Source organism: Streptococcus equinus (assembly GCF_900104225.1).
GTDB lineage: Bacteria > Bacillota > Bacilli > Lactobacillales > Streptococcaceae > Streptococcus > Streptococcus equinus_D.
Genome location: NZ_FNJK01000002.1, coordinates 301,096 through 326,058 on the forward strand (window position 1 = coordinate 301,096; position 24,963 = coordinate 326,058).

26 protein-coding genes and 1 pseudogene are annotated in these 24,963 nt (G+C 36.2%); 26 read left to right on the plus strand and 1 reads right to left on the minus strand.

The features are described from left to right. Positions 1–71: 71 nt before the first annotated feature. From BLP98_RS09545 to BLP98_RS04340, 19 genes and pseudogenes are all read left to right on the plus strand, one after another. Positions 72–392 (plus strand): T7SS effector LXG polymorphic toxin, encoded by a 321-nt coding sequence (locus BLP98_RS09545; protein ID WP_234792789.1) that lies wholly within the window; start codon positions 72–74, stop codon positions 390–392. 159 nt (positions 393–551) lie between these two features. Further along, positions 552–1,604: a hypothetical protein gene (locus BLP98_RS04255; RefSeq protein ID WP_234792790.1), complete on the plus strand. Its 1,053-nt coding sequence runs from the start codon at positions 552–554 to the stop codon at positions 1,602–1,604. Beyond that, complete coding sequence (locus tag BLP98_RS04260) at positions 1,601–2,308, plus strand: hypothetical protein (protein ID WP_074482069.1); 708 nt, start codon at positions 1,601–1,603, stop codon at positions 2,306–2,308. The genes BLP98_RS04255 and BLP98_RS04260 overlap by 4 nt, the downstream gene beginning before the upstream one ends. Before the next feature lie 9 nt (positions 2,309–2,317). Further along, complete coding sequence (locus BLP98_RS04265; RefSeq protein WP_074482070.1) at positions 2,318–2,776, plus strand: hypothetical protein; 459 nt, start codon at positions 2,318–2,320, stop codon at positions 2,774–2,776. Then, positions 2,776–3,230, plus strand: a pseudogene (locus BLP98_RS04270) (DUF5085 family protein). The gene BLP98_RS04265 and the pseudogene BLP98_RS04270 overlap by 1 nt, the downstream one beginning before the upstream one ends. Positions 3,231–3,326: 96 nt before the next feature. Continuing rightward, positions 3,327–4,226: a hypothetical protein gene (locus BLP98_RS04275; protein WP_074482071.1), complete on the plus strand. Its 900-nt coding sequence runs from the start codon at positions 3,327–3,329 to the stop codon at positions 4,224–4,226. 193 nt (positions 4,227–4,419) lie between these two features. Continuing rightward, positions 4,420–5,148, plus strand: a complete 729-nt coding sequence (locus tag BLP98_RS04280; protein WP_074482072.1) for a hypothetical protein — start codon at positions 4,420–4,422, stop codon at positions 5,146–5,148. Then, entirely contained in the window at positions 5,141–6,067 is a 927-nt protein-coding gene (locus tag BLP98_RS04285) for a hypothetical protein (protein ID WP_234792791.1), read from the plus strand. Before BLP98_RS04280 ends, BLP98_RS04285 begins: the two co-directional genes overlap by 8 nt. Continuing rightward, positions 6,045–6,860, plus strand: a complete 816-nt coding sequence (locus tag BLP98_RS04290; RefSeq protein ID WP_074482073.1) for a hypothetical protein — start codon at positions 6,045–6,047, stop codon at positions 6,858–6,860. Before BLP98_RS04285 ends, BLP98_RS04290 begins: the two co-directional genes overlap by 23 nt. After that, positions 6,853–7,173: a DUF4176 domain-containing protein gene (locus BLP98_RS04295; protein ID WP_234792792.1), complete on the plus strand. Its 321-nt coding sequence runs from the start codon at positions 6,853–6,855 to the stop codon at positions 7,171–7,173. The genes BLP98_RS04290 and BLP98_RS04295 overlap by 8 nt, the downstream gene beginning before the upstream one ends. Positions 7,174–7,273: 100 nt before the next feature. Next, a complete protein-coding gene (locus BLP98_RS04300) occupies positions 7,274–8,155 on the plus strand; it encodes a hypothetical protein (protein ID WP_074482074.1) in 882 nt (293 codons plus the stop codon). Next, the gene (locus BLP98_RS04305) at positions 8,148–8,456 is read left to right on the plus strand and encodes a DUF4176 domain-containing protein (RefSeq protein WP_074482075.1); all 309 of its coding nucleotides are present in this window, start codon (positions 8,148–8,150) and stop codon (positions 8,454–8,456) included. Before BLP98_RS04300 ends, BLP98_RS04305 begins: the two co-directional genes overlap by 8 nt. Before the next feature lie 213 nt (positions 8,457–8,669). Continuing rightward, a complete protein-coding gene (uvrC, locus tag BLP98_RS04310) occupies positions 8,670–10,469 on the plus strand; it encodes an excinuclease ABC subunit UvrC (RefSeq protein ID WP_074482076.1) in 1,800 nt (599 codons plus the stop codon). After that, positions 10,456–10,830, plus strand: a complete 375-nt coding sequence (locus BLP98_RS04315; RefSeq protein ID WP_074482077.1) for an ACT domain-containing protein — start codon at positions 10,456–10,458, stop codon at positions 10,828–10,830. The genes uvrC and BLP98_RS04315 overlap by 14 nt, the downstream gene beginning before the upstream one ends. Before the next feature lie 22 nt (positions 10,831–10,852). After that, positions 10,853–11,809: a ketopantoate reductase family protein gene (locus tag BLP98_RS04320; RefSeq protein WP_074482078.1), complete on the plus strand. Its 957-nt coding sequence runs from the start codon at positions 10,853–10,855 to the stop codon at positions 11,807–11,809. 116 nt (positions 11,810–11,925) lie between these two features. Beyond that, positions 11,926–13,644, plus strand: a complete 1,719-nt coding sequence (locus BLP98_RS04325) for a hypothetical protein (RefSeq protein WP_074482079.1) — start codon at positions 11,926–11,928, stop codon at positions 13,642–13,644. A 121-nt stretch (positions 13,645–13,765) separates the two neighbouring features. Then, positions 13,766–14,368: a nitroreductase family protein gene (locus BLP98_RS04330; RefSeq protein WP_074482080.1), complete on the plus strand. Its 603-nt coding sequence runs from the start codon at positions 13,766–13,768 to the stop codon at positions 14,366–14,368. 165 nt (positions 14,369–14,533) lie between these two features. Then, positions 14,534–15,940, plus strand: coding sequence for a dipeptidase PepV (gene pepV, locus BLP98_RS04335; protein WP_074482081.1), 1,407 nt, complete (start codon positions 14,534–14,536; stop codon positions 15,938–15,940). 71 nt (positions 15,941–16,011) lie between these two features. Then, entirely contained in the window at positions 16,012–16,596 is a 585-nt protein-coding gene (locus BLP98_RS04340; protein WP_074482082.1) for a uracil-DNA glycosylase family protein, read from the plus strand. Positions 16,597–16,986: 390 nt separating this feature from the next. Here the strand turns inward: BLP98_RS04340 and mnmE are convergent, their stop codons facing one another. Next, positions 16,987–18,360 carry a tRNA uridine-5-carboxymethylaminomethyl(34) synthesis GTPase MnmE gene (mnmE, locus tag BLP98_RS04345; protein ID WP_074482083.1) on the minus strand — a complete coding sequence of 458 codons (1,374 nt, stop codon included), beginning with the start codon at positions 18,358–18,360 and terminating at the stop codon, positions 16,987–16,989. Positions 18,361–18,630: 270 nt separating this feature from the next. On the opposite strand from mnmE, the gene rpiA reads away from it, so the two are divergent. From rpiA to BLP98_RS04380, 7 genes are all read left to right on the plus strand, one after another. Continuing rightward, positions 18,631–19,305, plus strand: a complete 675-nt coding sequence (gene rpiA, locus BLP98_RS04350) for a ribose-5-phosphate isomerase RpiA (protein WP_074482084.1) — start codon at positions 18,631–18,633, stop codon at positions 19,303–19,305. A gap of 148 nt (positions 19,306–19,453) precedes the next feature. Then, positions 19,454–20,665 (plus strand): phosphopentomutase, encoded by a 1,212-nt coding sequence (locus BLP98_RS04355; protein WP_074482085.1) that lies wholly within the window; start codon positions 19,454–19,456, stop codon positions 20,663–20,665. Positions 20,666–20,675: 10 nt separating this feature from the next. Then, on the plus strand, positions 20,676–21,488 hold the full coding sequence (locus BLP98_RS04360; protein WP_074482086.1) for a purine-nucleoside phosphorylase: 813 nt from the start codon (positions 20,676–20,678) through the stop codon (positions 21,486–21,488). Between the two features lie 37 nt (positions 21,489–21,525). Continuing rightward, a complete protein-coding gene (locus BLP98_RS04365; protein ID WP_074482087.1) occupies positions 21,526–22,230 on the plus strand; it encodes a type 1 glutamine amidotransferase in 705 nt (234 codons plus the stop codon). Further along, positions 22,214–23,506, plus strand: coding sequence for a chloride channel protein (locus tag BLP98_RS04370; protein ID WP_074482088.1), 1,293 nt, complete (start codon positions 22,214–22,216; stop codon positions 23,504–23,506). The genes BLP98_RS04365 and BLP98_RS04370 overlap by 17 nt, the downstream gene beginning before the upstream one ends. Next, on the plus strand, positions 23,463–24,170 hold the full coding sequence (gene deoD / locus BLP98_RS04375; RefSeq protein ID WP_074482089.1) for a purine-nucleoside phosphorylase: 708 nt from the start codon (positions 23,463–23,465) through the stop codon (positions 24,168–24,170). The genes BLP98_RS04370 and deoD overlap by 44 nt, the downstream gene beginning before the upstream one ends. Further along, positions 24,170–24,940, plus strand: a complete 771-nt coding sequence (locus BLP98_RS04380; RefSeq protein ID WP_074482090.1) for a LytR family transcriptional regulator — start codon at positions 24,170–24,172, stop codon at positions 24,938–24,940. Before deoD ends, BLP98_RS04380 begins: the two co-directional genes overlap by 1 nt. The last annotated feature ends 23 nt before the right edge of the window (positions 24,941–24,963 follow it).

Sequence of the window (24,963 nt, forward strand, 5' to 3'; positions counted from 1 at the left end):
TTTATTCTGAAAACTGTTTCAATTTATGTTATAATGATTAGAAAAAATCGGTTAAATTTTGGGAGAGATTTATGAAGATTAAGATGAGCGAGGTCATAGAACAACGTGATAGCCTCAAAAGCTCGATTAGTAAGACCAAGAGTCAACTTTCAAGTGCCAAGAAAAAGCTAAAGAGCGCTGCAAATTCTGATGCTCTAAAAGGTGACGTCAAAGATGCTATTGATAATAAAATCAATAACTACCAAGTGCCTTTGTTGACCAATTATGTGAACAGTTTGGAGGTTATTTCGCAGGGCTATGACAATCTTATCAGCACTTTTAAGAGTATTGTCAGCGAAAACAGTGATAGCGCTATTATTGATACGGACGTTTTGCAGCAGATGGTAGATTAATTCGATTCGCCACTAGAGCAGTTAAAAACTAGCTCAGATGCCATTAACAAGGCTATTGATGAAGTCGCAGACATTGTCGCACTGATCAAAGTGACAACAGACGATGCCGTCTCAGAATTCAAAGGTGGCAAAAAAGTCCTTACCAACACCATCAAGGACATGGGGATTTTTAATAATACTGTCTTTACAAGCGAAGTAGGCGATGTTTTAGACGAACAGAACACGCAAATCAGTAGTTTGTCAGACCTAGGTAGCAGCTCATATACAAGCAAAAAAGCTAAGAACTTTTACAAGAAAACAGACTTCAAAACGGAAGTTAAAGAAGTTAAATCAGTCGTTAATGGCAAAGCTAGGAAAAACCACTTAAAAAACGAACTCGCCAAGAATTTGTATGACTCTAAATATAGTGGGTATTTACTCGAAACTACTCCCTTAGAAGTTCAAGCTGGAATATTGCTTACTAAGACTAAAAAATCTGCTGGTAAAGGCAAAAAAGTTGTAAAAATTTTAGATTCAACTGATAAAGCATTAAAACAGAAGCGATTTATTGGTGGTCGAGAGATGACGGTAGACTCAAAAGGTCGTGTTAAGTTAGATGGACGTTTCTTATATAAAAAGCCTGTTAAGGGGAAATCAGCTCATCTTTACTCTAGAGGAACGAAAGAGTATAAAGATATTGTTGGTGAGGATTTTTCATTTGAAAAGACAACACTTTACAATGGTCGAAAACTTAAGGCAAATGGAAAAGTAGAAATAGACTGGAAAGGTGTCGGAACTTCAGGAAAAGAAGCTTTTAAATCTGGGCTAAAAGATAATTTTAAATCAACAATTAACCCACTTAATGAATTTAAAGGGTTTAAAGAGGCTTCTAATTTCTCTAAAGCTGGCAAGGTTTTAGGCTTTGCAGGGACGGTAATGACGATTGGTTCTAACATCAAAACTGACTTTATTGACGATAGAAGATCATCTACAAAAGAAAAAGTCAGAAATTTTGCAGTAGACACTACAGTCGATGTTGTATCAAGCTCAAGTGCAGCAGCTGCAGGTGCTGCAATAGGAACAGCTGTTGGTGGGCCTCTAGGAACAGTGGCGGGAGCTGCAGCAGGTATTGCCTTTTCTTGGGCTATGAATAAAGGATGGTTTGGAAAAAAATCTGTAAATAATTATGCCAAAGATGGTTTGAAAGGATTAGCAGGGAAATTTGGATTATGAGTAAAATAAAAAAACAGCAAGAAACAGTCATTTTAGAGCGTTATCATGGCCCTTTAATTACAAACGGAGTGGGGTTAGGTTACATTAAAATTTTTCCGTGGATAAATTTTTTTGTAAGTCTCTTATTTTATAGTGCAGCAAAATTCAATGGTGTTAACTTTATTGAAAATCTTTTTTTATGCTGTCTTGTATTTAGCATTATTAGTATAATATATTCATTTTTTAATATTATCATAGAAAAATTTAGTGTTTTGACTTATATTTTTCTTTCGATAACATTTTTTATAACATTGATTGGATTAGATTTTATCAGCTTGATGATGCTTGTAGGAGGAGATGATTTTTATTCTAGTACCTATTCATTTGTTTTTAAACTATTTTCTTTTATTTTTTTAGCCTTCTCTCTTATCATGACTTTCTTTGTCTACCCTTACTTCTACAGACGAGATCGTCGTACAAACGGTGCATACCGAGAAAAAGAATCGAAATTTAATAGTGGGGATAATAAGTTATTCTCAAGTAATTTTTTGCTTATTTTCGGTTTAGTAGTTTTTGTTCCACCACTTTTAACAGGTTACTTGGAGAATGTATTTGGGCTTGTTATCGGAATACTATTTTCACTTGTCATTCCAGCTTTGGTAGTAGATGCTTTTTACGCAGCGCTTTATGCCAAACAACATCCAGAAGAGATTGATGAGCTTTAGGAGATAGAAATGGATATTAAATCGAAAAAATTAAGTCTCGTTCAAATCGTTGGCTTTGAAGCAAGTTTGCCTGAAGAATTTATTTTAGAAGAATTGTGTGCAGAAGCCTATACGTCTTGTCAAGAATTTATAGGAGATATGCTGGATGTGATTTATTCAGACGGACCAGTTTATTTTAAATTCTACCCTTTATCAAGTAGCAAGAGTGATATTGAAATATTTACAACATTTGGCAATGCGATTAATCCAACAGATAAAGAACCTCAGTTATTATTTAAAGAAAGTCTATTGATTGACAGCGAAGATTTTGCGCAGATTAGCTCAGAAGAATTAGCTGACTATTATACGTATTTGGCTTCAAAATATTCGGAAGATGAGCATGAACGTTTAGCGGTTTATCATGTTTTATCACTTTCTTCAGATGATGAGTTAATGATTGATGTATATAGTGATTTGGAGGTAGACTAATGGAATATATTGTAGCTGAGGGAGTTGCTGTTCAGGATACTTTTCGAGCACAAAATGTTGTTAGAAAACGAAAGATTTTTCATATTACGAAATTAAAAAAAGAATTGGATACTTTTTTAACTGCGGTAGAAACGGCTGGCGCACATCCATCAGGACCGCTTGTTTATAGCTTAAATAACGTGCCAGAAGACGGTGATATGGATATTGAATTTTTCCTACCAGTCGAGGAAGACTATATTGACATTAAAGGAATGAAATTTTCGTCTTATTTTGAAATTGATAATGTCATTTTAACAGCAATTAATCACGATTATGAGAAACTAACTAAAGAAGCATACACACGATTATTGTGGACATTGGAACAAATGACCGAGAATTGAACACTCCGTTTTATCATGTTTTACCAGATGATGAAGAAGAAAAAGTCATTATTTTAGTTGGTTATGCGTATTAATAAAGGGCACAATTGTGTCTTTTTATTTTAATATTGATTTTGAATGATTACGGAATTATATCGTTAAGAAGGAAAAAGTTGGAAAGGTGTTAGGAATTGGATAGTACAAAGCAATCAATATTTAATGCAAGTTTTGAAGAAAGTATTAATTTGGAAAATGATGGTTTTCGAAAATTGCAACAAGAGCAACATGATAAATTAGCACGGAAGGTTATTAACGGGAAGCCAACATTTAGTTTTAAAATGCAAGCTTTCGTATTAACTTTGCTTTTTCCAGTTGGTTTTAACTATTTACTTAGTTTAGGAGCTAGTAAATTCACAACGAATGATTTAGGAGAACTTAGGCTGCAACCTGCTAGCCAAAATTTCTTCCCATGGCAAGTTTATGTATTTTTGCTATCTGTTTGGTTACTATTTGTAGTTATAGGAAAATTTTTTAAGCCAGCCTTTATTTTGCCTTATCGTTATCAATTTCATAATTTTACCTATATGATTATTTTATGTATTGAAGCAAATTTAACACTTCTAGGTGTCTTGCTGTCTAATTTATCGATTATATTTATTGTAGGTTATGCTTTTATATGGATTTTTTTACTATATTTTATGACTACCACAAAAGTAAAAGCACTACAGAAAAATATGTTCAATAATAATAGCGAGCCTAGATTACAAGATAGACTTGCAAAAATAATTGGTGCTTATGGTATGGGGGTACTAGGGCTAGCAGTGATTCTTCAGAGAACTTTATCTATCTTCTTAGGAAATAAATTAAGTTCTTTCGAAGATTTAGGAATGTTGTTGCTTTTCCTGATTTGGAATATTCTAGTGCCTGCAGTTGTAATATTTATAGGAACTCCCTATTTTTTACAGGCTTATTACAAACTTAAATATCCTGAACAGTATCGAAAGTATGAAGGTAAATCTCTTGAAGAATGGTATGGAAAGAAATATTTGAAAAAACATAAATTCATTAATGGAACATACGAACAAGGCTAATACTTGAGAGATGGTAGGGGAAAAACACGAGGATCAGAGTGGTTGGATATATGACTATAAAACTTTAACCTTATAGATGGTGATAAGGATGATAAAGGAGGGCTCTAATGCCGTTAACTAATAATATGGATAATCTATCAAATGAGAAGCTTTATTTTAAACCTAAAAAAAGATTTCTGATTTTTTTCCTATTTTGATTTTGCTTCTAAGTTTTATTATAATTAGTATTTTAAAAAATCATTTTCAATTAACAGTGCCATCCACGTTTGTTGCAGTTATTTACTTTGGTTTACTATTTTATCTTTTTAAGAAAAATCAAAGAGATAGACAACTAATCGAGGATATATTGTATCAAAATCTTGATATAAAGAGATATCTTTCTTACTTAGATTATATCTCACAAAAACAAAAAAATGAGAAGCAAAATATTAATTTAACTAATCGAATAATTGTTGATTTCTACAGAGGAAATTTTGAAGCTGCGTGTTTAGCATTTGATAGTGAATTAATTGTTTCAAAAAATGTGTCAGAGAATAGTTTGCTAGTCCAAAAATATTACCACATTTTGAGTGCGATTCACTCTTTTAAGGATGATAACTATATTAATCAACTTTTTTTAGAGTTAGAGAATATTAATTTAAAAAACAAAAAGAACAAAAAGTTTAAAGAAACTCTTTTACAAAATTGTTCGGCAATACGTCAATTAATCATTTTAAATGAAAGTTCATTAGTATTTTCTAAAATGATATCTAGTAAAAAATTGGTTCAATTGATGTTTGATTACTATGAGGGAAGAAATCAGCTAATTCAAAAAAATAAACCTGCTGCCAAAGCAAAATTCCAACAAATCGCAAATGAAAATCCAGAGCTTTTCTATGTTCGTGAGGCTAAGAAATACTTGGAGGAATTAAAAAATGACTGATAGAGAGTTTGGGCAAGCATTTGAAAAAAATTGGAAAGGTAGTGGGCGTTGGATGGCTAATATGAAAAAATCACTATTTAACGCAAGTTTTGAAGAAAGTTTGAATTTAGAAGACGATGGATTTTTACAGTATCAGAAAAAAGACGTTTTTTCAAAGTTAGAGAAATACTATGTTAATGGAAAACCGAAAATATCACTGAGAATACAAGGTGTTATTTTGACTTTAATAGGTCCGATTTTGATGAATTTTATGCTACTTGTTGCCTCAATGATGTTTCATGATTCGGACGAAAATAGTTTAAGAATAACGATATCGAAAGAACCGATTTTAACAGCTGAAGTGTATCTTATTTGTTTAACAATTTGGTTATTGCTGGTGTTAATTGGAAAAATTTTTAGTCAAGCTTTTGTGTTGCCATATCGTTACCATTTTCATGTTATAACCTTTTTGCTGTGGTTCATTATTGAAATTAATTTTATCGGAGTTGATTTGGCTTTGCCAAACATATCTACTTTTGGGATACTATTGTTCTTTTGCGTAGTATTATTTTTTAGTTATTTAATGTTAAAAAAACAGGTTTCTGAATTAAAAAAACGTTTGTATCAAAAAATAACCGATGTGACTTTTAGTGATAAATTAGCAAAGATAATTTTAGGATATGGTGGCTCACTGTTAGGTTTAGCAATTATTATTAAATATATTTCTAAGGCTTTTTCAGTAGAGTTTTCGAGTTATTTAACTGGAATAGATTTTATTTTTCTGTGGGGAATTTTAAATATAGCTATAGTGGCACTTGTAATCTTTATTGAATTTCCAACCTATTTGCATGTTTACTACAAACTCAAATATCCAGAAGAATATCGTAATTGGGAAGGCAAGTCTCTTGAAGAGTGGTATGGGAAAAAGTATTTTAAGTAGTTTTTTAGGAAAAAACTCTTTGAAAAAAGTAGAAAGAGTTCAGCAACTTACAAAAAGGGTAAGATATTTATACTTACTATTCATTTCTTTATTTTTCATTAGTTTTATCTATTCAATCGAGTCTAATACAATATTTTGGATTGTATTAACAAGTTGTTTAACACCCGTAGTTCTTATAAGTTATGCAGTATTTAATAATACTCTTTTAAAGGAAATAGATTCTGTTTTGTTAATACATTTAGATTTAAATACTTATTTAAAAATACTTGATAGTATTGATCCAGAACAAGAAGGAAGAAAGTCACTTTTTTCGAAACCAAGTTACTATTTTAGAGTTGCACTAGTTTATTTATTACTTGGAAGAATTAATAATGCAGAAAAACTATTAGGTAAGGCAAATGATTGTCTAAAGGGAAATAAAAGAATTATAATTAATTATTACTTTTTAGATTCTTTAATTGCTATAGCAAAGAAAGATGTACATCATTTTGAAAATGCATATAATGCACTGTTAGATTTTTCGAAAAAATACGAAGCAGTAAAATCAGTGACTAGATTGGTTAAAGCTATCTCAAATATCGAACGCCAAAATAGTGATGATTATTTTGATAGCCTTAATTCAAAAAATAATTTGGAAAAGATAGTATTTGATTATTATAAAGCAAAAAATCAATTATTGACGGGAAATTATGAAGCTGCCAAAGAAAACTTCCAACAAATCGCAAATGAAAATCTGGAGCTTTTCTACGTTCGTGAGGCTAAGAAATATTTGGAGGAGTTAGATAATGAATAGAGAGCATTTGAGAGAGCATTTGCCAATTGGGACTGTCGTTCGTGTGAATGGTGGTTCGCAGAGTTTAATGATTACGACACTTTTTCCTGTCACTGAAAAAGGTGGAAAAAAAGGTTATTTTGATTTTGGAGCAGTGCCTCTTCCTTTAGGAGTGGTTAATCAGGATTTAGCTTTTTTCAACAAAGAAGATATTGATGAAGTTCTCTTTTTGGGCTATGTTGATGTGTCATTTCAGCAATTGATCGCTAATTACGATGAACTCATTTCAAATATTCAATATCCTAAATTTACAGTTGAAGGTTATAAAAAATAAAGAAGCGGACCGCTTATATCAAAGTAGAATACAATTGTAGGCTATTCTTATAAGATGTGTTCTTTTATAGTTAGTATCAAGAAGTATTTGGAATAGAAAAATGAAAAAATCTATATTTAACGCAAGTTTTGAAGAAAGTTTGAATTTAGAAGATGATGGATTTTTACAATACTATGAGAAGGAACAAAATGAAAAAACTAAAAAATTATCTCAAAAAAAATTTCCAACATTAATAACTAGTCTGACTAGTTTGGTATTGACACTTCTTTTTCCAATAGGCCTTAATTTTATACTAGTCGCAATTATTATGACTTTTAGGGATGATGCTGAAAATTTGACAATTCCAATATCTAAACATGAATTATTAACAGAAAAAGTATATTTATATTGCTTATTATTATGGTTGTTATTTGTGCTGATTGGGAAATTAATTAAGCGTTCTTATCTCTTACCTTATCGTCTTCATTTCCACACAGTTACTTATCTTATTTGGTTAATATTTGAGGTTGATTTGGTAGCTATTGAAATTACATTACCTACCCTTACCATATATGGGATATTGATTTTTATGGTAATACTTTTGCTATTGGGTTATTGCATGTTTAGGATTAGATATCGCACTCTGAAAGAGAAATTATATGCGGAAAAATCAATTATTACAAAGGGAGATAAAATTATCAAAATGCTATCTATTTATGGAGTTGCATTTTTAGGGATAATGTTACTTATTAAGCAATTTTTACTAATTTTCATGGGAGAATTTTCAACTTCCTTAAAAGGTTTGGGGTTGTTTGCCACTTGGTTTATTTTAAATATTGGTGTTGTCGCAATGCTAATATTTATGGAATTTCCATATTATTTATATGCCTACTACAAACTCAAATACTCAGAAGAATACCGTAATTGGGAAGGTAAAACCGTTGAAGAATGGTATGGGAAAAAATATTTGAAAAAACACAAGGAGCTACTAGAACATGAATAAATCAAAAGAATTGTTACCACTTGGAAGTATTGTTTATCTTGAAGAAGGAACTCAAAAATTAGTTATTGTTGGTCGTGGGGCTATTTTTGAAGATCCAGATACAGGTGAACAGGTTTTTGCGGACTATATTGGTGTTCTTTATCCAGCAGGACTGCAAACAAATTCAACGTTATTTTTCCAACATGAAAATATTGATGAAGTTGTTTTTGAGGGTTATCATGATGATGAAGAAGACAGATTTTTAAAAGTTTATCATGAGTGGGAAGAAAATTTGAAAATTCCCCGAAAACAGATTGATTGATTTTAAGGCGCTTTTGCGATTTTTCTATATCTATTAACGCTAGAAGCGACTGTTAGAATCGGAGTCTGTTTTGAGTGAAAAACAAGAAGAAATTATTTTAGAACTTAAATACAGCAAAAGCCACCTGTAGAGCTCATTCAGGTGGCTTTTTGCTCTCAAAATTCCCTAATTCCCTAACAAGCAATGAAAAAGTGATTCTGTTATAATAGAGGCATGAATGAACTGATAAAACATAAATTGGAATTACTGCCAGATAGCCCTGGTTGTTATATCCATAAAGATAAAAACGGCAAGATTATTTATGTCGGAAAAGCTAAGAATCTGAAAAATCGTGTGCGCAGCTATTTCCACGGTAGCCACAATACCAAGACAGAACTCTTGGTTTCTGAAATTGAAGACTTTGAATACATCGTTACTGGGTCAAATACCGAAGCTCTTCTTCTTGAAATCAATTTGATTCAAGAAAATATGCCTAAGTACAACATCAAGCTTAAAGATGATAAATCTTATCCATTTATCAAAATTACAGTGAATGAACAGTACCCACGCTTGATGATTACTCGTCAAATCAAAAAAGATGGTGCTATGTATTTTGGTCCTTATCCAGATTCTGGGGCGGCAACAGAAATTAAGCGACTTTTGGATCGTATTTTTCCGTTTAAAAAATGTACAAACCCAGCTAATAAAGTTTGCTTTTACTACCATCTTGGTCAGTGTAAAGCCCATACCATTTGCCATGTAGATCACGATTACTTTGTGAATATGGCACAAGATGTCAAGAATTTCTTAAATGGGCAAGATAATAAAATCGTTGATGCACTTAAGGAGAAAATGCAAAAAGCATCTGAAATGTTGGAATTTGAACGCGCAGCAGAATACCGTGATTTGCTTCAAGCCATTTCAACCCTTCGCACTAAACAACGTGTTATGAATCAAGATATGATGGATCGTGATATTTTTGGTTATTACGTTGATAAAGGCTGGATGTGTGTTCAGGTTTTCTTTGTTCGTCAAGGAAAACTTATTCAACGTGATGTCAATATGTTTCCTTACTACAATGACCCTGAAGAGGATTTCTTGACCTATGTGGGACAATTTTACTGTGATAGCAAACACTTTGTGCCAAAAGAAATCTTTATTCCACAGGATATTGATGCTGATTTGGTTAAAGCCGTTGTTGATACAAAAATTATCAAACCACAACGTGGTGAGAAGAAGCAGTTGGTTAATCTAGCCATCAAGAATGCTCGTGTTAGCTTGCAACAAAAATTTGATTTGCTAGAAAAAGATATCCGTAAAACACATGGTGCCATTGAAAATATCGGTGAATTGCTCAATATTCCAAAACCAGTTCGCATTGAGGCTTTTGATAACTCAAATATTCAAGGAACAAGCCCAGTTGCTGGGATGGTTGTTTTTGTTAATGGAAAACCAAGCAAGAAAGATTACCGCAAATTTAAGATTAAAACCGTTGTTGGGCCAGATGATTACGCCAGCATGCGTGAAGTTATTTATCGTAGATACAGTCGTGTGATGAAAGATGGATTGACACCACCAGATTTGATTATCATCGATGGTGGTCAAGGTCAGGTCAATGTGGCGCGTGATGTCATTGAAAATAAACTTGGTCTTGATATTCCGATTGCTGGTCTGCAAAAAAATGACAAGCACCAAACGCATGAATTACTCTTTGGAGATCCTTTAGAAGTGGTTGAATTGCCACGAAATTCTGAAGAATTCTTCTTGCTCCAACGCATTCAAGATGAAGTTCACCGATTTGCCATTACTTTCCACCGTCAATTACGCTCTAAAAATTCATTCTCATCAAAACTCGATGGCATTGCTGGACTTGGTCCAAAGCGCAAGCAATTACTCATGAAACACTTCAAGAGCTTGCCAAATATTCAAAAAGCAGACGTGGAAGATATTATCAATTGTGGCATTCCACGAAATGTCGCTGTTGCTGTTAAAGAAAAACTAAGCGAGGAGGAAGCTGTCAATGCTAACTATTAAACCGATTACTGAAGAATTTGCTGTTTGCCAAGTTGAGGATTATTCACAAGTCAATCTGGAAAATCCATTTGTTTTTACTGAGGCAACAGATGATGAAAAATCACTTGTTTGTCCGATTGCACTTGTCCCTGAAAATGCTTTGACAGTTGATAAGACTTGGTCAGCTTTTCGAATCGAGGGTGTTTTAGACTTTTCTTTGATTGGCATTTTATCAAAAATTTCAAGTCTTTTAGCAGAAAATAATATTGGTATCTTTGCCATTTCGACTTATAACACGGATTACATTTTAACGAAAACAACGGATTTTCAAAGAGCGTTGCAAGTGTTAAAAGAGGCAAAATACACGATTTTAGAGTTATAAATAGGGAATTTAAGGAGAGAAAATGAAAATTTTAGTTGTTGGTTTGGGAGTGATTGGGACGACTTATGCTTATCTTTTTGAGAAAGCAGGTCATGAAGTAGAACATTTTATCCGAGAAAGTAGTGATAAGAAGGACATCAAAATGCTTGATATTGACTTGCTTGACGGAAGGACAGCAAAGCAAGGTGTGATGACAAGCGATGTCTATGATGTCAAGCATTGCTCTCAAAAAGAATACGATTTTATTTTTGTTAGTGTGCCGTCCGGCAAGATAGGAAACGTTGTAAAAAGTCTTGATGATTTGCATATTAAGGGAACCGTTATTCTTGCCTGTGGCATTTGGGAAAATAAAGAGTCGCTAGATGCTCTTATGAGTGGGCGTGATTATGTACTTGGTTACCCAGTTGCTGGAGGACATTGTACCTTGACACACTTGGAAGCCTGTGTCTTTGATCATTTCATGCTTGAAAAAGAGGAAAAAACAGCAATTCCAAATTATGCTGATCTTGAAAGATTATTTTTAGATTGTCGAATTAAATTGGAAAAACCATATGACATGTTGGAGTGGATTTGGCTTCACATGGCAATCAATGCAGCAGTGGTTTCGGTAGCAGGAAAATATGGCGATGTCAGTCAGCCAAGTGCTTCTGCAGAAAAGCTTATGAATTCTTCTGCCAGCTTAAAACAAGCAGTGTTAGCCATTCGTGAAATCTCAGCTATTATTGCGGCGCGTGGTGTTCTTTTAAAACATTACCGAAATGAATTGCTGGCTTATCGCTTACCGACATTTATTTCAGTCCCTTTGATGAAAAATATGTTTGCTAAGAACATACTAACTCGTAAGATAATGACTCTTCATGGCAATATAGATGATTTGCTATTTGTCTGTCAATCGGTTTACGATTGTGGGAAAGCTAATCATGTTAAAGCTCCGCTATTTTATGATTCTTGCCAATCGGTATTGTCGGCTGCAAAGTAAGACTAACCAATAAAATGTCGAAAGCAAAATAGAAAATTTCATGGAACCTTCCATTTCTATTTGTAATCTATTTTAAACTGTGCTAACATGGATAGGGATTTTTTAAGGAGATACGCATGTTTAAAAAAATGAAGCAGGGCCTCTCTCAGTTAAGTCAAAAGCACATATGGCTTCCAAGCCTTGTGATTGTCTTGGTTGCTGTCTTATTATTGCTTCCCCAATTAATGTCTCGTGGTGTTATCGCAGGTAGTGATTTCCTATTTCACTATAATCGATTTTACGAGACAGCTATGCAAATTAAGACTGGTAACTTTAGTTATTTTATGTCGCTGTACGGCTTTTACAGTTCAGGACGAATTGTTAATGCTTTGTATGGTCCCTATTTTGCTTACTTTCAGGGGCTCATAGTCCTTATTAGCCGTAATTGGTATACCTACCAATTATTATCACGCTTTTTATTGAGTGTGATTGCTGGCTTTTCGATGTATCGTTTGAATCGCAGAGCTTCTGTCAAACCGAAAATAGCCCTTGGTGTAGCAGTCTTTTACATGATGACCTTCTCGGTTCAATACTGGACGTTTAGACAAGGTTTTTCAAGTTGGGGTGCAGCATTTATGCCTTGGTGTTTAATCCCAGCTGTAGATTTTATCAAGACTAAAAAAGTAGGAGTGCTACGTTTAGCCATATCAGTTGCAGTCATGATGCAAGTGCATATGCTCAGCTGTTTCTTGTTAATTGTTGCTTATTTACCATTTTATCTATATGGCTTTTTTAAATCTGATGATAAAAAGATTGTTTTTATCAAAGGAATTCAGGCAGTTTTACTAAGTTTGCTATTAACGGCAAATGTTTGGGCTGCGCTGATTGATGTTGGACGTAGTAACAATTTGGTTGAGCCTTTCATCAATTCAAAATTGTATATTATGACGGTCAACCAACGCAGTATAGAATGGTTATTAACGCCAAAAGCTTTAGTTTTGGTATTGTTATACCAACTCTATTTTTCATTTAGACATTGGCGTCATTTTGATCAATTGCTGCGTGTGGTCACGGGAGCATTTTTCCTTTTTCTAGTTCTATCAACTAGTATTTTCCCATGGTATACCGTTAATAAACTGAATTTGCCATTGGTGAACTTGATTCAATTTCCTTTCCGTTTCTTTGTGCCTGCTACAGTACTTTTGCTTTTAGCAGCAGCCATGGTTTTAGATCGTTATTTTGATAAGAAATGGTCAAAACTCGTAACCTTAGGATTGCTTGTGGTTAATGTCTTAAGCCTTGCGCAGTTATCACAATTGCAAATGGAAAAAATAGATGAGTATTACAATACCAAACATCCCATTCAACGTAAAAAACATACCTTTATCTGGGGAAATCCAGCGGATGTTCGAGCTAGTTTCTATGACTCAGACATGTTTAAACTCTTGGATATTGTGTCAAAATCAACACCAGACTATTTGCCAACCAATAAATCAAATAAAGACAACAAGTATGTCTTGTATGAGGAATTTGTTCTGGGGCATACAGATGCTTTTAAAAAGACCCAAGGTGATAATAAACTAACTCTGACATGGACTGCAGATGTTAGTGACTGGGCAATTATTCCGGTAGTCAAATACAAAGATACCCAATTAACCCTTAATGGTAAGAAATTAAGTGATAAAGATTACACACTATCCGGTATTGGAACACCAACTGTTATGCAAAAAGCAGGTAAAAATACCTTAACGATTACTTATCATATCAGTGCATGGTTCAAAACCTTGATAGTTGTTAATATCCTATCATGGATAGCAACAGTAGCTTATATTCTGATTAGGAAGATTAAAGACTAGAGCCACAGCTCTGGCCTTTTTACTTTGAAATTTCAAAGTAGCTGTCGTGCAAAATAGCTGTAAACTCTTTCAAAAAATGATAAAATAAAGAAGCATAGAATTTAAAAAGGAGGGTCGCTTAATGAAATTTCTAGAATTGAACAAAAAGCGCCATGCCGTCAAAACTTTCAATGACAAACCTGTAGATTACAAGGATTTGCGCACAGCTATTGAGATTGCTACTTTAGCTCCTAGTGCTAATAATATTCAACCTTGGAAGTTTGTGGTTGTCCAAGATAAAAAAGAAGAACTTGCTAAAGATCTTCCAGAGATTAATAAAAAACAAGTCCAAGAAGCTCAGTATGTTGTAGCGCTCTTTACGGATACAGATTTGGTTCAACGTTCACGCAAAATCGCGCGTATCGGTGTTAAGTCTATGGATAATACTAAGCTTGGTTATTACATGGAAACTTTGCCTGCTCGCTATGCTGATTTTGATGAAAAACGTAAAGGTGAATACCTTGCTCTAAATGCTGGTATTGTTGCTATGAATTTAGTTCTTGCTTTGACCGACCAGGATATTTCTTCAAATATCATTCTTGGTTTTGATAAGTCATTAACTAATGATATTCTAGAAATCGATAAACGTTTTCGTCCAGAGCTTTTGATAACCGTTGGTTACAGTGATAATAAACCTGAGCCAAGTTATCGCCTGCCAGTTGATGAAATTATTGAACGTCGTTAAGGGCGCCAATTTAGGATTTATGCAGAAAACTTGGTTTGGAAAATCATCAAACGAGGTTTACAAATCTTAAAATATGAGTTACTATTGGTAAGTTGACTCAAACGATAAAATATTGGCAGTTTTTCTTTCGTCGGAAAAACTAGCCCTATGGAGGAGTTATAAGAAATGACAGTAGACTTTAAAGCAGAAGTTGAAAAACGTAAAGATGCCATGATGGAAGATCTCTTTGCACTTTTGCGCATCAACTCTGAACGTGATGACAGCAAAGCTGACAAAGAACACCCATTTGGACCTGGTCCAGTTAAAGCGTTGGAACAATTCTTGTCAATGGCTGAACGCGATGGTTACAAAACTCGTAACATCGATAACTATGCTGGTGACTTTGAATTTGGTGAAGGTGATGAAGTTCTAGGTATCTTTGCTCACTTGGATGTTGTGCCTGCAGGTAGCGACTGGGACACAGATCCATATGAACCAGTGATTAAAGATGGTCGCCTTTATGCGCGTGGATCATCAGATGATAAAGGACCAACACTTGCATGTTACTATGGTCTTAAAATCATCAAAGAACTTGGTTTGCCAGTATCTAAAAAAGTTCGTTTCATCGTTGGTACTGACGAAGAATCAGGTTGGGGCGATATGGAATACTATTTCGCACACAATGGTTTGAAAGATCCTGATTTTGGTTTTGCACCAGATGCAGAATTCCCAATTATCAATGGTGAAAAAGGTAACATTACGGAATACCTTCACTTCGCAGGAAGTAACAATGGTGCTTTCACATTGAATACCTTTGAAGCTGGTCTTCGTGATAACATGGTTCCAGAATCAGCAACAGCTGTCTTTACTGCAGACAGCTCTTTGGCTGATCTTCAAGAAAAATTGGCTGCATTTGCTGCTGCTGAAAACCTAACAGCTAAACTTGAAGAAGAAGGCGATGCTTTCCGTGCAACAGTTATCGGTAAATCAGCTCACGGATCAACTCCAGAACTTGGTCTTAACGCTGCAACATACCTTGCAAAATTCTTAGATCAATTTGACTTTGATGGAGCTGCTAAAGTATACCTTGATACAACAGCTAACGTTCTTCACAAAGACTTCACAGGTGAAAACCTTGGTGTAGCTTACACAGATGCCAAAATGGGTGCTCTCAGCATGAATGCAGGTGTCTTCAAATTTGACCGCAATTCAGATGACAACACAATCACACTTAACTTCCGTTACCCACAAGGTACAGATGCTCAAACAATCAAAGCTGAACTTGAAAAACTTGCTGGCGTGACAAAAGTAACTCTTTCAGATCACGAACACACACCTCATTATGTTCCAGCTGATGATCCATTGGTATCAACACTTCTTTCAGTTTACGAAAAACAAACTGGCTTGAAAGGTTACGAACAAGTTATAGGTGGTGGTACATTTGGTCGTCTTCTTAAACGTGGTGTAGCCTTCGGTGCTATGTTCCCAGACTATGTGAACACAATGCACCAAGCAAACGAATTTGCTGACGTTGAAGATCTTTACCGTGCAACAGCTATCTACGCTGAAGCTCTTTACGAATTGATCAAATAATAACCTTTAAATTGAAAAGAAGAGTTCTTTACGACAAAGACTCTTCTTTGTTTTTAGAAAGAAGTGATGATATGGACAGCCTTGAACAATTGATGGCTGATATTATGGCTGATGAGCAAAATGCTAGCTACACAAAACAAGGTATCAAACCACTTTTTACAGTTTCAAAAACAGCTCGAATTAATATTGTTGGACAAGCTCCTGGCATTCGTGCGCAAGAGTCAGGATTGTATTGGAATGACCCAAGTGGTGATAATTTGCGAAACTGGCTTGGTGTTGACCGAGAAACTTTTTATGAATCAGGACTTTTTGCAGTGGTTCCAATGGATTATTATTTTCCTGGTAAGGGAAAATCTGGTGATTTAGCGCCTCGTAAGGGTTTTGCTGATAAATGGCACAAACGTACTTTAGCGCTAGCTCCAGATATTGAATTGCATATCTTAGTAGGTTCTTATGCACAGCGCTATTACTTGCACCAAAAATCTTCAGCAAAATTAACAGAAACTGTAAAACATTATCAAGATTACCTTCCCGATTTTTTCCCATTGGTTCATCCATCACCACGAAATAACATCTGGCAAAGAAAGAATCCATGGTTTGCAGAAGAAGTCATCCCAGAACTTCAAAAACGAGTTAGCGAAATTCTTAAGAAATAAATAATGGGAAGTAAAATTTTTGGCAATCACCAGTTAAGCTGGTGATTTAGACTGAAGAAAAAGTCTTTTTTGATACTTTTCTTAGGTGGTGCCGTCGGCAGCGACTTCCTGCGGAATTCCATGCCTAAGTTTTGAGTCTAAGGTCTCAAAACTCCCGGGTGGCTGATGTAATTAGTCTTCAGCCACTTTCACCACGGCGAAAAGTATCGCTTTCTTGCTCGCTTTGCTCGCAAATGAATCCTAAAATTGAAGTATTACAATGATAAGTTAGAATTCATTTTAGGTTAAAAGCAGGTTTGTCTACATTCTGAATCACCAGTTAGGCTGGTGATTTTCTTTTTAAGAAATGATTTGAAGACATAACAAAAAAATCGCCAATTTGGCGATTTTTTATTTCCCAAGACAGAATTGAGTGAAGAGTTTTGTGATGAGTTCATCAGGAGCAGCATCACCAGTGATTTCACCGAGAATTTCCCAACAACGGGTTAAATCAATTTGTAGAAGGTCGACTGGCATTCCAGCTTCAAGGCCTTCGTTAACAGATTGAAGGCTTTGAACAGCTTTTTCAATCAAAGCAATATGACGAGCGTTTGACAGATATGTGGCATCCTTTTCAACGATACCAGCATTATCAAAGAAGAGTTGATTGATACGTTCTTCAATCAAATCAATGTTTTGATTTTTAAGCACTGAGATGCGAATGACATCATCAGGTAATTGATCAGCTTCAATTTTTTCTGGCAAGTCTGTCTTGTTAAGCAAGATGATGCGGTTACTATTTTTACTTAGTTCAAGAAGTGCACGGTCTTGATTAGTGAGTGGTTCAGAACTGTTAAGGACAAGAAGAACCAAATCAGCTTCTTCGAGAGCTTTTTTAGAACGTTCCACACCAATTTTTTCAACCACGTCATCAGTTTCACGGATACCAGCTGTATCGACCAATTTCAAAGGTACACCTTTGATGTTCACGTATTCTTCAATCACATCACGGGTTGTTCCTTCGATATCTGTAACGATGGCTTTATCTTCGCGAAGAAGATTGTTCAAAAGACTTGATTTACCAACGTTTGGACGTCCAATGATAGCAGTAGACAAACCTTCACGAAGAATTTTACCACGTTTTGCAGTGCGCAAGAGATTTTCCAAAAGTTCTTGGAATTCTTGTGTTTTTTCGCGAATCAATGCTGTTGTCATTTCTTCAACATCATCGTATTCAGGATAGTCAATGTTTACTTCAACTTGAGCCAATGTATTAAGGATTTCTTGACGCGTATCGTTGATGAGTTTTGACAGTGAACCATCCAGTTGTTTAACAGCAATATTCATTGCTTTATCAGTTTTGGCACGGATAATATCCATGACAGCTTCAGCTTGTGTTAAATCAACACGGCCATTCAAAAATGCACGTTTGGTAAATTCACCAGGTTCAGCAAGACGAGCTCCTTGGCGTAAAACCAATTGCAAGATTTCATTAGTGACAGCAACACCACCATGTGTGTTGATTTCAATCACATTTTCGCGTGTGAATGTTTTTGGTGCTAGCATAACTGACACCATTACCTCATCAAGAATCTCATCATTATCAGGGTCTACAATGTGACCGTAGTTGATAGTGTGAGAGGCAACTTTGCTAAGGTCTTTTCCACGATAAACTTTTTGGGCAATAGCTAATGCATCTGTCCCAGAAAGTCTAACAATACCAATTGCCCCTTCACCAAGTGGTGTTGAAATCGCAGCAATTGTATCGAATTCCTTTGTTATCATTACCATTCATTCCTATCTATTTTTGTTACATTTTTTTCAAAATAAATCTTATTTAATTGTAACTCAAAAGCCCCTTTCAAGCAACTTAAAGCGATTATTCAAGTAAAGGCAGAAGAAAGATAATTTTTTGATGAATTTTCACAAAAGAAAAATTGAGAGAAGTTTACATTCTCTAGCAATCAATCCTAGCAAAATTACCCCAAATCATGATATAATAAATAGTTGGAAATAGGTATTTTTTGTTTTTTATATAAATTAGGTGAGGTTGTTATGGAAAAACTTAAAAAAATGGCTGGTGTCACAGCTGCCCAGTATGTTAAAGACGGTATGGTCGTTGGACTTGGAACTGGTTCAACAGCTTATTTCTTCGTGGAAGAAATTGGCCGTCGTATGAAAGAAGAAGGCCTTAAAGTTGTTGGTGTCACAACTTCAAGTCAAACAACTGCTCAAGCAGAAGGCCTTGGTATTCCTTTGAAAGCCGTTGATGACATTGATGTTATCGACGTTACTGTTGACGGTGCTGACGAAGTTGATAGCAACTTCAATGGTATCAAAGGTGGCGGCGGTGCCCTTCTTATGGAAAAAATCGTTGCAACACCAAGTAAAGAGTATATCTGGGTTGTCGATGAATCTAAATTAGTCGATAAACTTGGTGCTTTCAAATTGCCAGTTGAAGTCGTTCAATATGGTGCTGACCGTATTTTCCGTGAATTTGAGAAAAAAGGTTACAAACCATCATACCGCATGGCAAACGGCGAACGCTTTGTAACTGATATGAAAAACTATATCATCGACCTTGATCTTGGCGTGATTGAAAATCCAGTTGAACTTGGAAAAGAATTGAAAGCTATGGTTGGTGTTGTTGAACATGGTCTTTTCAATGGTATGGTTAATAAAGTTATCGTTGCCGGAAAAGATGGCGTTAAAATTTTAGAAGCTAAATAAGAAAGTTTACAGGAGATGTTTTGACTGATTTATAGCCGATAGTCTCCTGTTTGTCTGTTATCAAAATTATTATTTCTAATTATTCTTGCTATGCATATGATTAGGAGGTTTTGGGTGCTAACCGTAACCACCCTAGATTAGGAAAAATATGTCAACATTTAATCGTATTCACCTTGTGGTGTTAGATTCAGTTGGTATCGGTGCTGCACCAGATGCTAACAACTTTGTCAATGCTGGTGTGCCAGATGGTGCTTCAGATACACTTGGTCACATTTCAAAAACCGTTGGACTTAATGTTCCAAACATGGCTAAAGTTGGACTTGGAAACATTCCTCGTGAAACACCACTGAAAACAGTGCCACAAGAAGCACAACCAACTGGATATGCGACTAAACTTGAAGAAGTGTCACTTGGTAAAGATACAATGACTGGACACTGGGAAATCATGGGACTTAACATTACAGAACCATTTGATACGTTCCTAGGTGGATTCCCAGAAGAAATCCTGACTAAGATTGAAGAATTTTCAGGACGTAAAGTCATTCGTGAAGCTAATAAGCCATATTCAGGAACAGCAGTTATTGATGATTTTGGACCACGTCAAATGGAAACAGGTGAGTTAATCATCTATACATCAGCTGACCCTGTTCTTCAAATTGCTGCACACGAAGATGTTATTCCAGTTGAAGAACTTTACAAAATCTGTGAATTCGCGCGTTCAATCACACTAGAACGTCCAGCACTTCTTGGTCGTATCATTGCGCGTCCATACGTTGGAGAACCTGGAAACTTCACACGTACAGCTAACCGTCGTGACTACGCATTGTCACCATTTGGACCAACTGTTTTGAATAAATTGGCTGATGCTGGTATTTCAACTTACGGTGTTGGTAAAATCAATGATATCTTTAATGGCTCAGGTATCACAAATGATATGGGACATAACAAATCAAACATGCATGGTGTTGATACATTGATCAAGACAATGCAACTTCCTGAATTCACTAAAGGTTTGTCATTTACAAACTTGGTAGATTTTGATGCCATGTATGGTCATCGTCGTAACGCTCAAGGTTACCGTGATTGCTTGGAAGATTTCGATAAACGCATGCCTGAAATCTTAGAAAACATGAAAGAAGATGACCTTCTATTGATTACTGCTGACCACGGTAATGACCCAACTTACACAGGTACAGACCACACACGTGAATACATCCCATTGTTGGCTTATAGCCCAGCCTTCAAAGGTAATGGTGTCTTGCCAGTCGGACACTTCGCTGATATCTCAGCAACAATCGCCGAAAACTTTGGCGTTGAAAAAGCAATGATTGGTCAATCATTCTTAGATAAATTAGTATAAGAGGTAATACATGTCTACAATTATTGAAAAAATTGAAGAAGCACGTCAGTTTTTAGTCTCACAAGCTTGTGATGCTCCAGAATTCGGACTTATCCTAGGTTCAGGTCTTGGTGAACTTGCCGAAGAAATCGAAAATGCAGTTGTCATCCCTTACGAAAAAATTCCAAACTGGGGTAAATCAACAGTAGCAGGTCACGCAGGTCAATTGGTTTATGGTGATCTTGGTGGTCACAAAGTCCTTGCTCTTCAAGGGCGTTTCCACTTCTACGAAGGTAACCCAATGGAATTGGTAACTTTCCCAGTGCGCGTGATGAAAGCCCTTGGTTGTAAAGGCCTTATCGTAACAAATGCTGCTGGTGGTATCGGCTTTGGTCCTGGTACTTTGATGGCTATCTCAGACCACATCAACATGACAGGTCAAAACCCATTGATTGGTGCTAACCTTGATGACTTCGGACCACGTTTCCCTGATATGTCAGATGCTTATACAGCAGACTACCGTGCCATTGCCCACAAAGTTGCTGAAAAAATCGGTATCAAACTTGACGAAGGGGTTTACCTTGGTGTGTCAGGTCCTTGTTATGAAACACCTGCAGAAATCCGCGCTTTCCAAACACTTGGTGCAGACGCAGTTGGTATGTCAACAGTTCCAGAAGTTATCGTTGCTGCTCACTCAGGTTTGAAAGTTTTGGGAATTTCTGCAATCACAAACCACGCCGCTGGTTTCCAAAGCTCACTTAACCACGAAGAAGTCGTAGCAGTGACTCAACAAATCAAAGAAGATTTCAAAACACTTGTTAAAGCTGTTTTGGCAGAACTTTAATTTACAATCTTTAGTCTTTGGATAAAAGGAGTGTGCTGTGCGAGTTCATTTTGTTATTCACGAAGCTTTTGAAGCACCTGGAGCTTATTACGATTGGGCGATTAAGCGAGGTCATGAGGTTAGCCTAACAAAGCTTTATCAAGGAGAGAAGTTACCAGTTGACAGCTCTAAAATTGATTTACTCATAGTTATGGGGGGACCGCAGAGCCCTCGTACGACAGTAGAAGAATGCCCGCATTTTGATGCTCAAGCTGAAATGGCTTTGATTAAAGATGCTATCGCACATGATAAACGCATCATTGGTGTTTGTCTTGGCGCACAGTTACTGGGTGTAGCTTATGGCGCACCAGTTGAACATAGTCCTGAAAAGGAGATCGGAAATTTTCCGATTTCCTTGACTCAGGCTGGTAAAACTGATAAACGTTTGACATATTTTGGTAAAACGGTGACTGTTGGTCATTGGCACGGTGATATGCCAGGCATGACAGAAGGGGCGCAAATTCTTGCCGCTAGTCAAGGTTGCCCACGACAAATCATCAAGTATAGTGACAAGCATTACGCTTTTCAATGTCATTTGGAATTTTCAAAAGACATGGTTCAGGATTTACTGGCTCAAGAAGTTGATTATGATGAACAAGTTGCCACACACCCTTATATCCAGACAAAACAAGAAATTTTAACTTATGATTATTCTCAGATGAATCATTTGTTAGAACAATTTTTAGATGCTTATACAAAATAATCGATTTCAAAATTTCAGCTATTGTTTACGTTTTGGAGTAGTTTTACTGGCAACTAGTCTGGTGGCTGGTTTAGGTGGTATCTTACTTCATGAATTTTTAGAAATGGTCGAGAAAATTGTGTTGGGACACGGCGAAGAGGAAAAAATGCTAGCTATTTCCCAAAGACAATTCTTGATGATTGTGATTGCAGGGATAATTTCTACACTTATCTGGTATGTGCTTCAACGAAAAAATCGTCGTCTTATCTCAGTTAAATCTCAGATGAAGGCTGATAATCCTTGCTCTGAACGCCCTGCGTTGGGAATTCATTTGATGAATATCTTCTTGCAGGTTGCCTCAGTGGGAGCGGGATCTCCGATTGGAAAAGAAGGAGCGCCACGAGAACTTGGCGCACTTGGTGCTGGTCGTATTTCTGATTCTTTGCATCTGAGTTTATCAGACCGCCGCCTTGCCATTGCTTGTGGGGCCTCAGCTGGTCTCTCAGCAGTTTATCAAGTACCAATTGCTAGCATCTTTTTTGCTTTTGAGACTTTAGGTGTTGGGCTCTCATTGATGAATGTTATGGCTGTGTCTCTGACAAGTATTTTTGCTAGCCTTATCGCAGGGCTCGTTATATCGGATGCACCCCTTTATCATGGTGGTCAAGTTTCACTTAATCTTGCCACTTGTCTGTTAGCCGTCTTGGTGGCAGTACTTGTCACGCCACTTGCAGAAGGTTTTCGACGTCTGACGCAAAAAGCACAAGTTAAAAAAGAGACTCATGAGGCTATCTTGTGGAAGTTGCCCTTGACTTTCTTGCTTTTAGCTAGTTTTGCCCTTTATTTTCCAGAGATTTTGGGAAATGGCGGAGCTTTGGCACAAGCTGCTTTTGATGGTATGGCTGTGTCCTATGCCATTTCTATTCTTGTCATCAAAGCTTGTTTCGTTTTGCTGACGCTAAAAAATGGTGCTTACGGTGGTACCTTGACCCCGTCATTTTCAATGGGGGCGGTATTAGGATTCTTGTTTGCAGCGCTTTGTCAGTTAGCTTTTCCAGATATTTCGATGAACTCAGCCATGTTAATTGGGTCAAGTGTTTTCTTGGCCATTACTATGAATGCCCCTTTGACAGCAGTTGGACTAGTTGTCTCATTTACAGGGCAAAATTTACAAGCTTTGCCAGTTTTACTCATTGCGGTAGCGGTAGCTGTTTGTATAAATAATATTTTTAAACGTATTGAAAGGAATTTTTATGTCAATCCATATCGAAGCCAAACAAGGCGAAATCGCAGATAAAATCTTACTTCCAGGAGATCCTCTCCGTGCAAAATTCATCGCAGAAAACTTCTTAGAAGATGCCGTCTGCTTTAATAATGTTCGTGGTATGCTTGGTTTTACAGGAACTTACAAAGGTCATCGTGTCAGCGTTATGGGAACAGGTATGGGTATGCCATCAATCTCAATTTACGCGACTGAATTAATCCAATCATACGGTGTTAAAAAATTAATCCGTGTTGGAACAGCAGGTTCACTTAACAAAGACGTTCACGTGCGTGAACTTGTTTTGGCACAAGCTGCTGCAACAACTTCAAGCATGATTAAAAACGAATGGCCACAATACGATTTCCCACAAATCGCTGATTTCACTTTGCTTGATAAAGCATATCACATTGCACAAGACCTTGGCATGACAACTCACGTGGGTAGTGTCTTGTCAGTTGATGCTTTTTACTCAGACTTTGCTGCAAACAACGTCAAACTTGGTCAACTTGGTGTTAAAGCTGTTGAGATGGAAGCTGCTGCTCTTTACTATCTCGCTGCAAAACACGGTGTTCAAGCGCTTGGTATCATGACAATCTCTGATAGCCTTGTTGCTGACGAAGACACAACGGCTCAAGAACGTCAAACAACTTTCACTGACATGATGAAAGTTGGTCTTGAGACTCTTATTGCTGATTAATGCAGGAGATTTACGAGACAATAGGCATCCTTTTGGATGTCTATGCTTATAACCACGCTTGGAAAATAGCAGAGCAGCAAGTGGATTTTCCAACGCAAAGTCGCTACCTTTTGGAAATGTTAAAAGAGCGTCGTGAACTAAATGTTGATTTTGTTTTTGCCCACCAGGCTGAAAATCGAGCCATTTTACGTCATCATGACTTTGATTTGATTATGAACCATCGTCGTGAAGAGCAGCTGGCTAATTACATCATGGACTTAGAGGCTAAGGTCAGAGATGGTAACATTATTGATTTTGTGCGCTCAGTTAGCCCAATTCTTTACCGCCTTTTTTATCGCTTAGCTAAACGTGAAATCCCAAATCTTGAAGATTTTATCCATGATGCTAAAAACGATCAGTATGACACATGGCTTTTTGCAGAAATGAAGCAGAGCGATTATGCTATTTTTCACAAATACCTAACCACTCGCCGTGATGCAAAGGTAACGTCTCGTAGTTTAGCGGAGCTTTTACAATACAGTCAGCTTCCAGAGCATATTAAAGAGTTGATTGTAGAACTCCGTCAATTTGAAAAGTCAGTCAGAAATCCCTTAGCTCACCTTATCAAACCTTTTGATGAAGAAGAGTTACACCGAACAACAAATTTCTCATCGCAAGCCTTCTTAGACAAAATCATTGACTTAGCTATTTATGCTGGTGTCAAATATGATAAAGAAAATTTCTATTTTGATAGCGTTAATGAGATGATCAAAGAAGAACTGAAGGATTGAAAAATACCACTTGGAAATTTTCC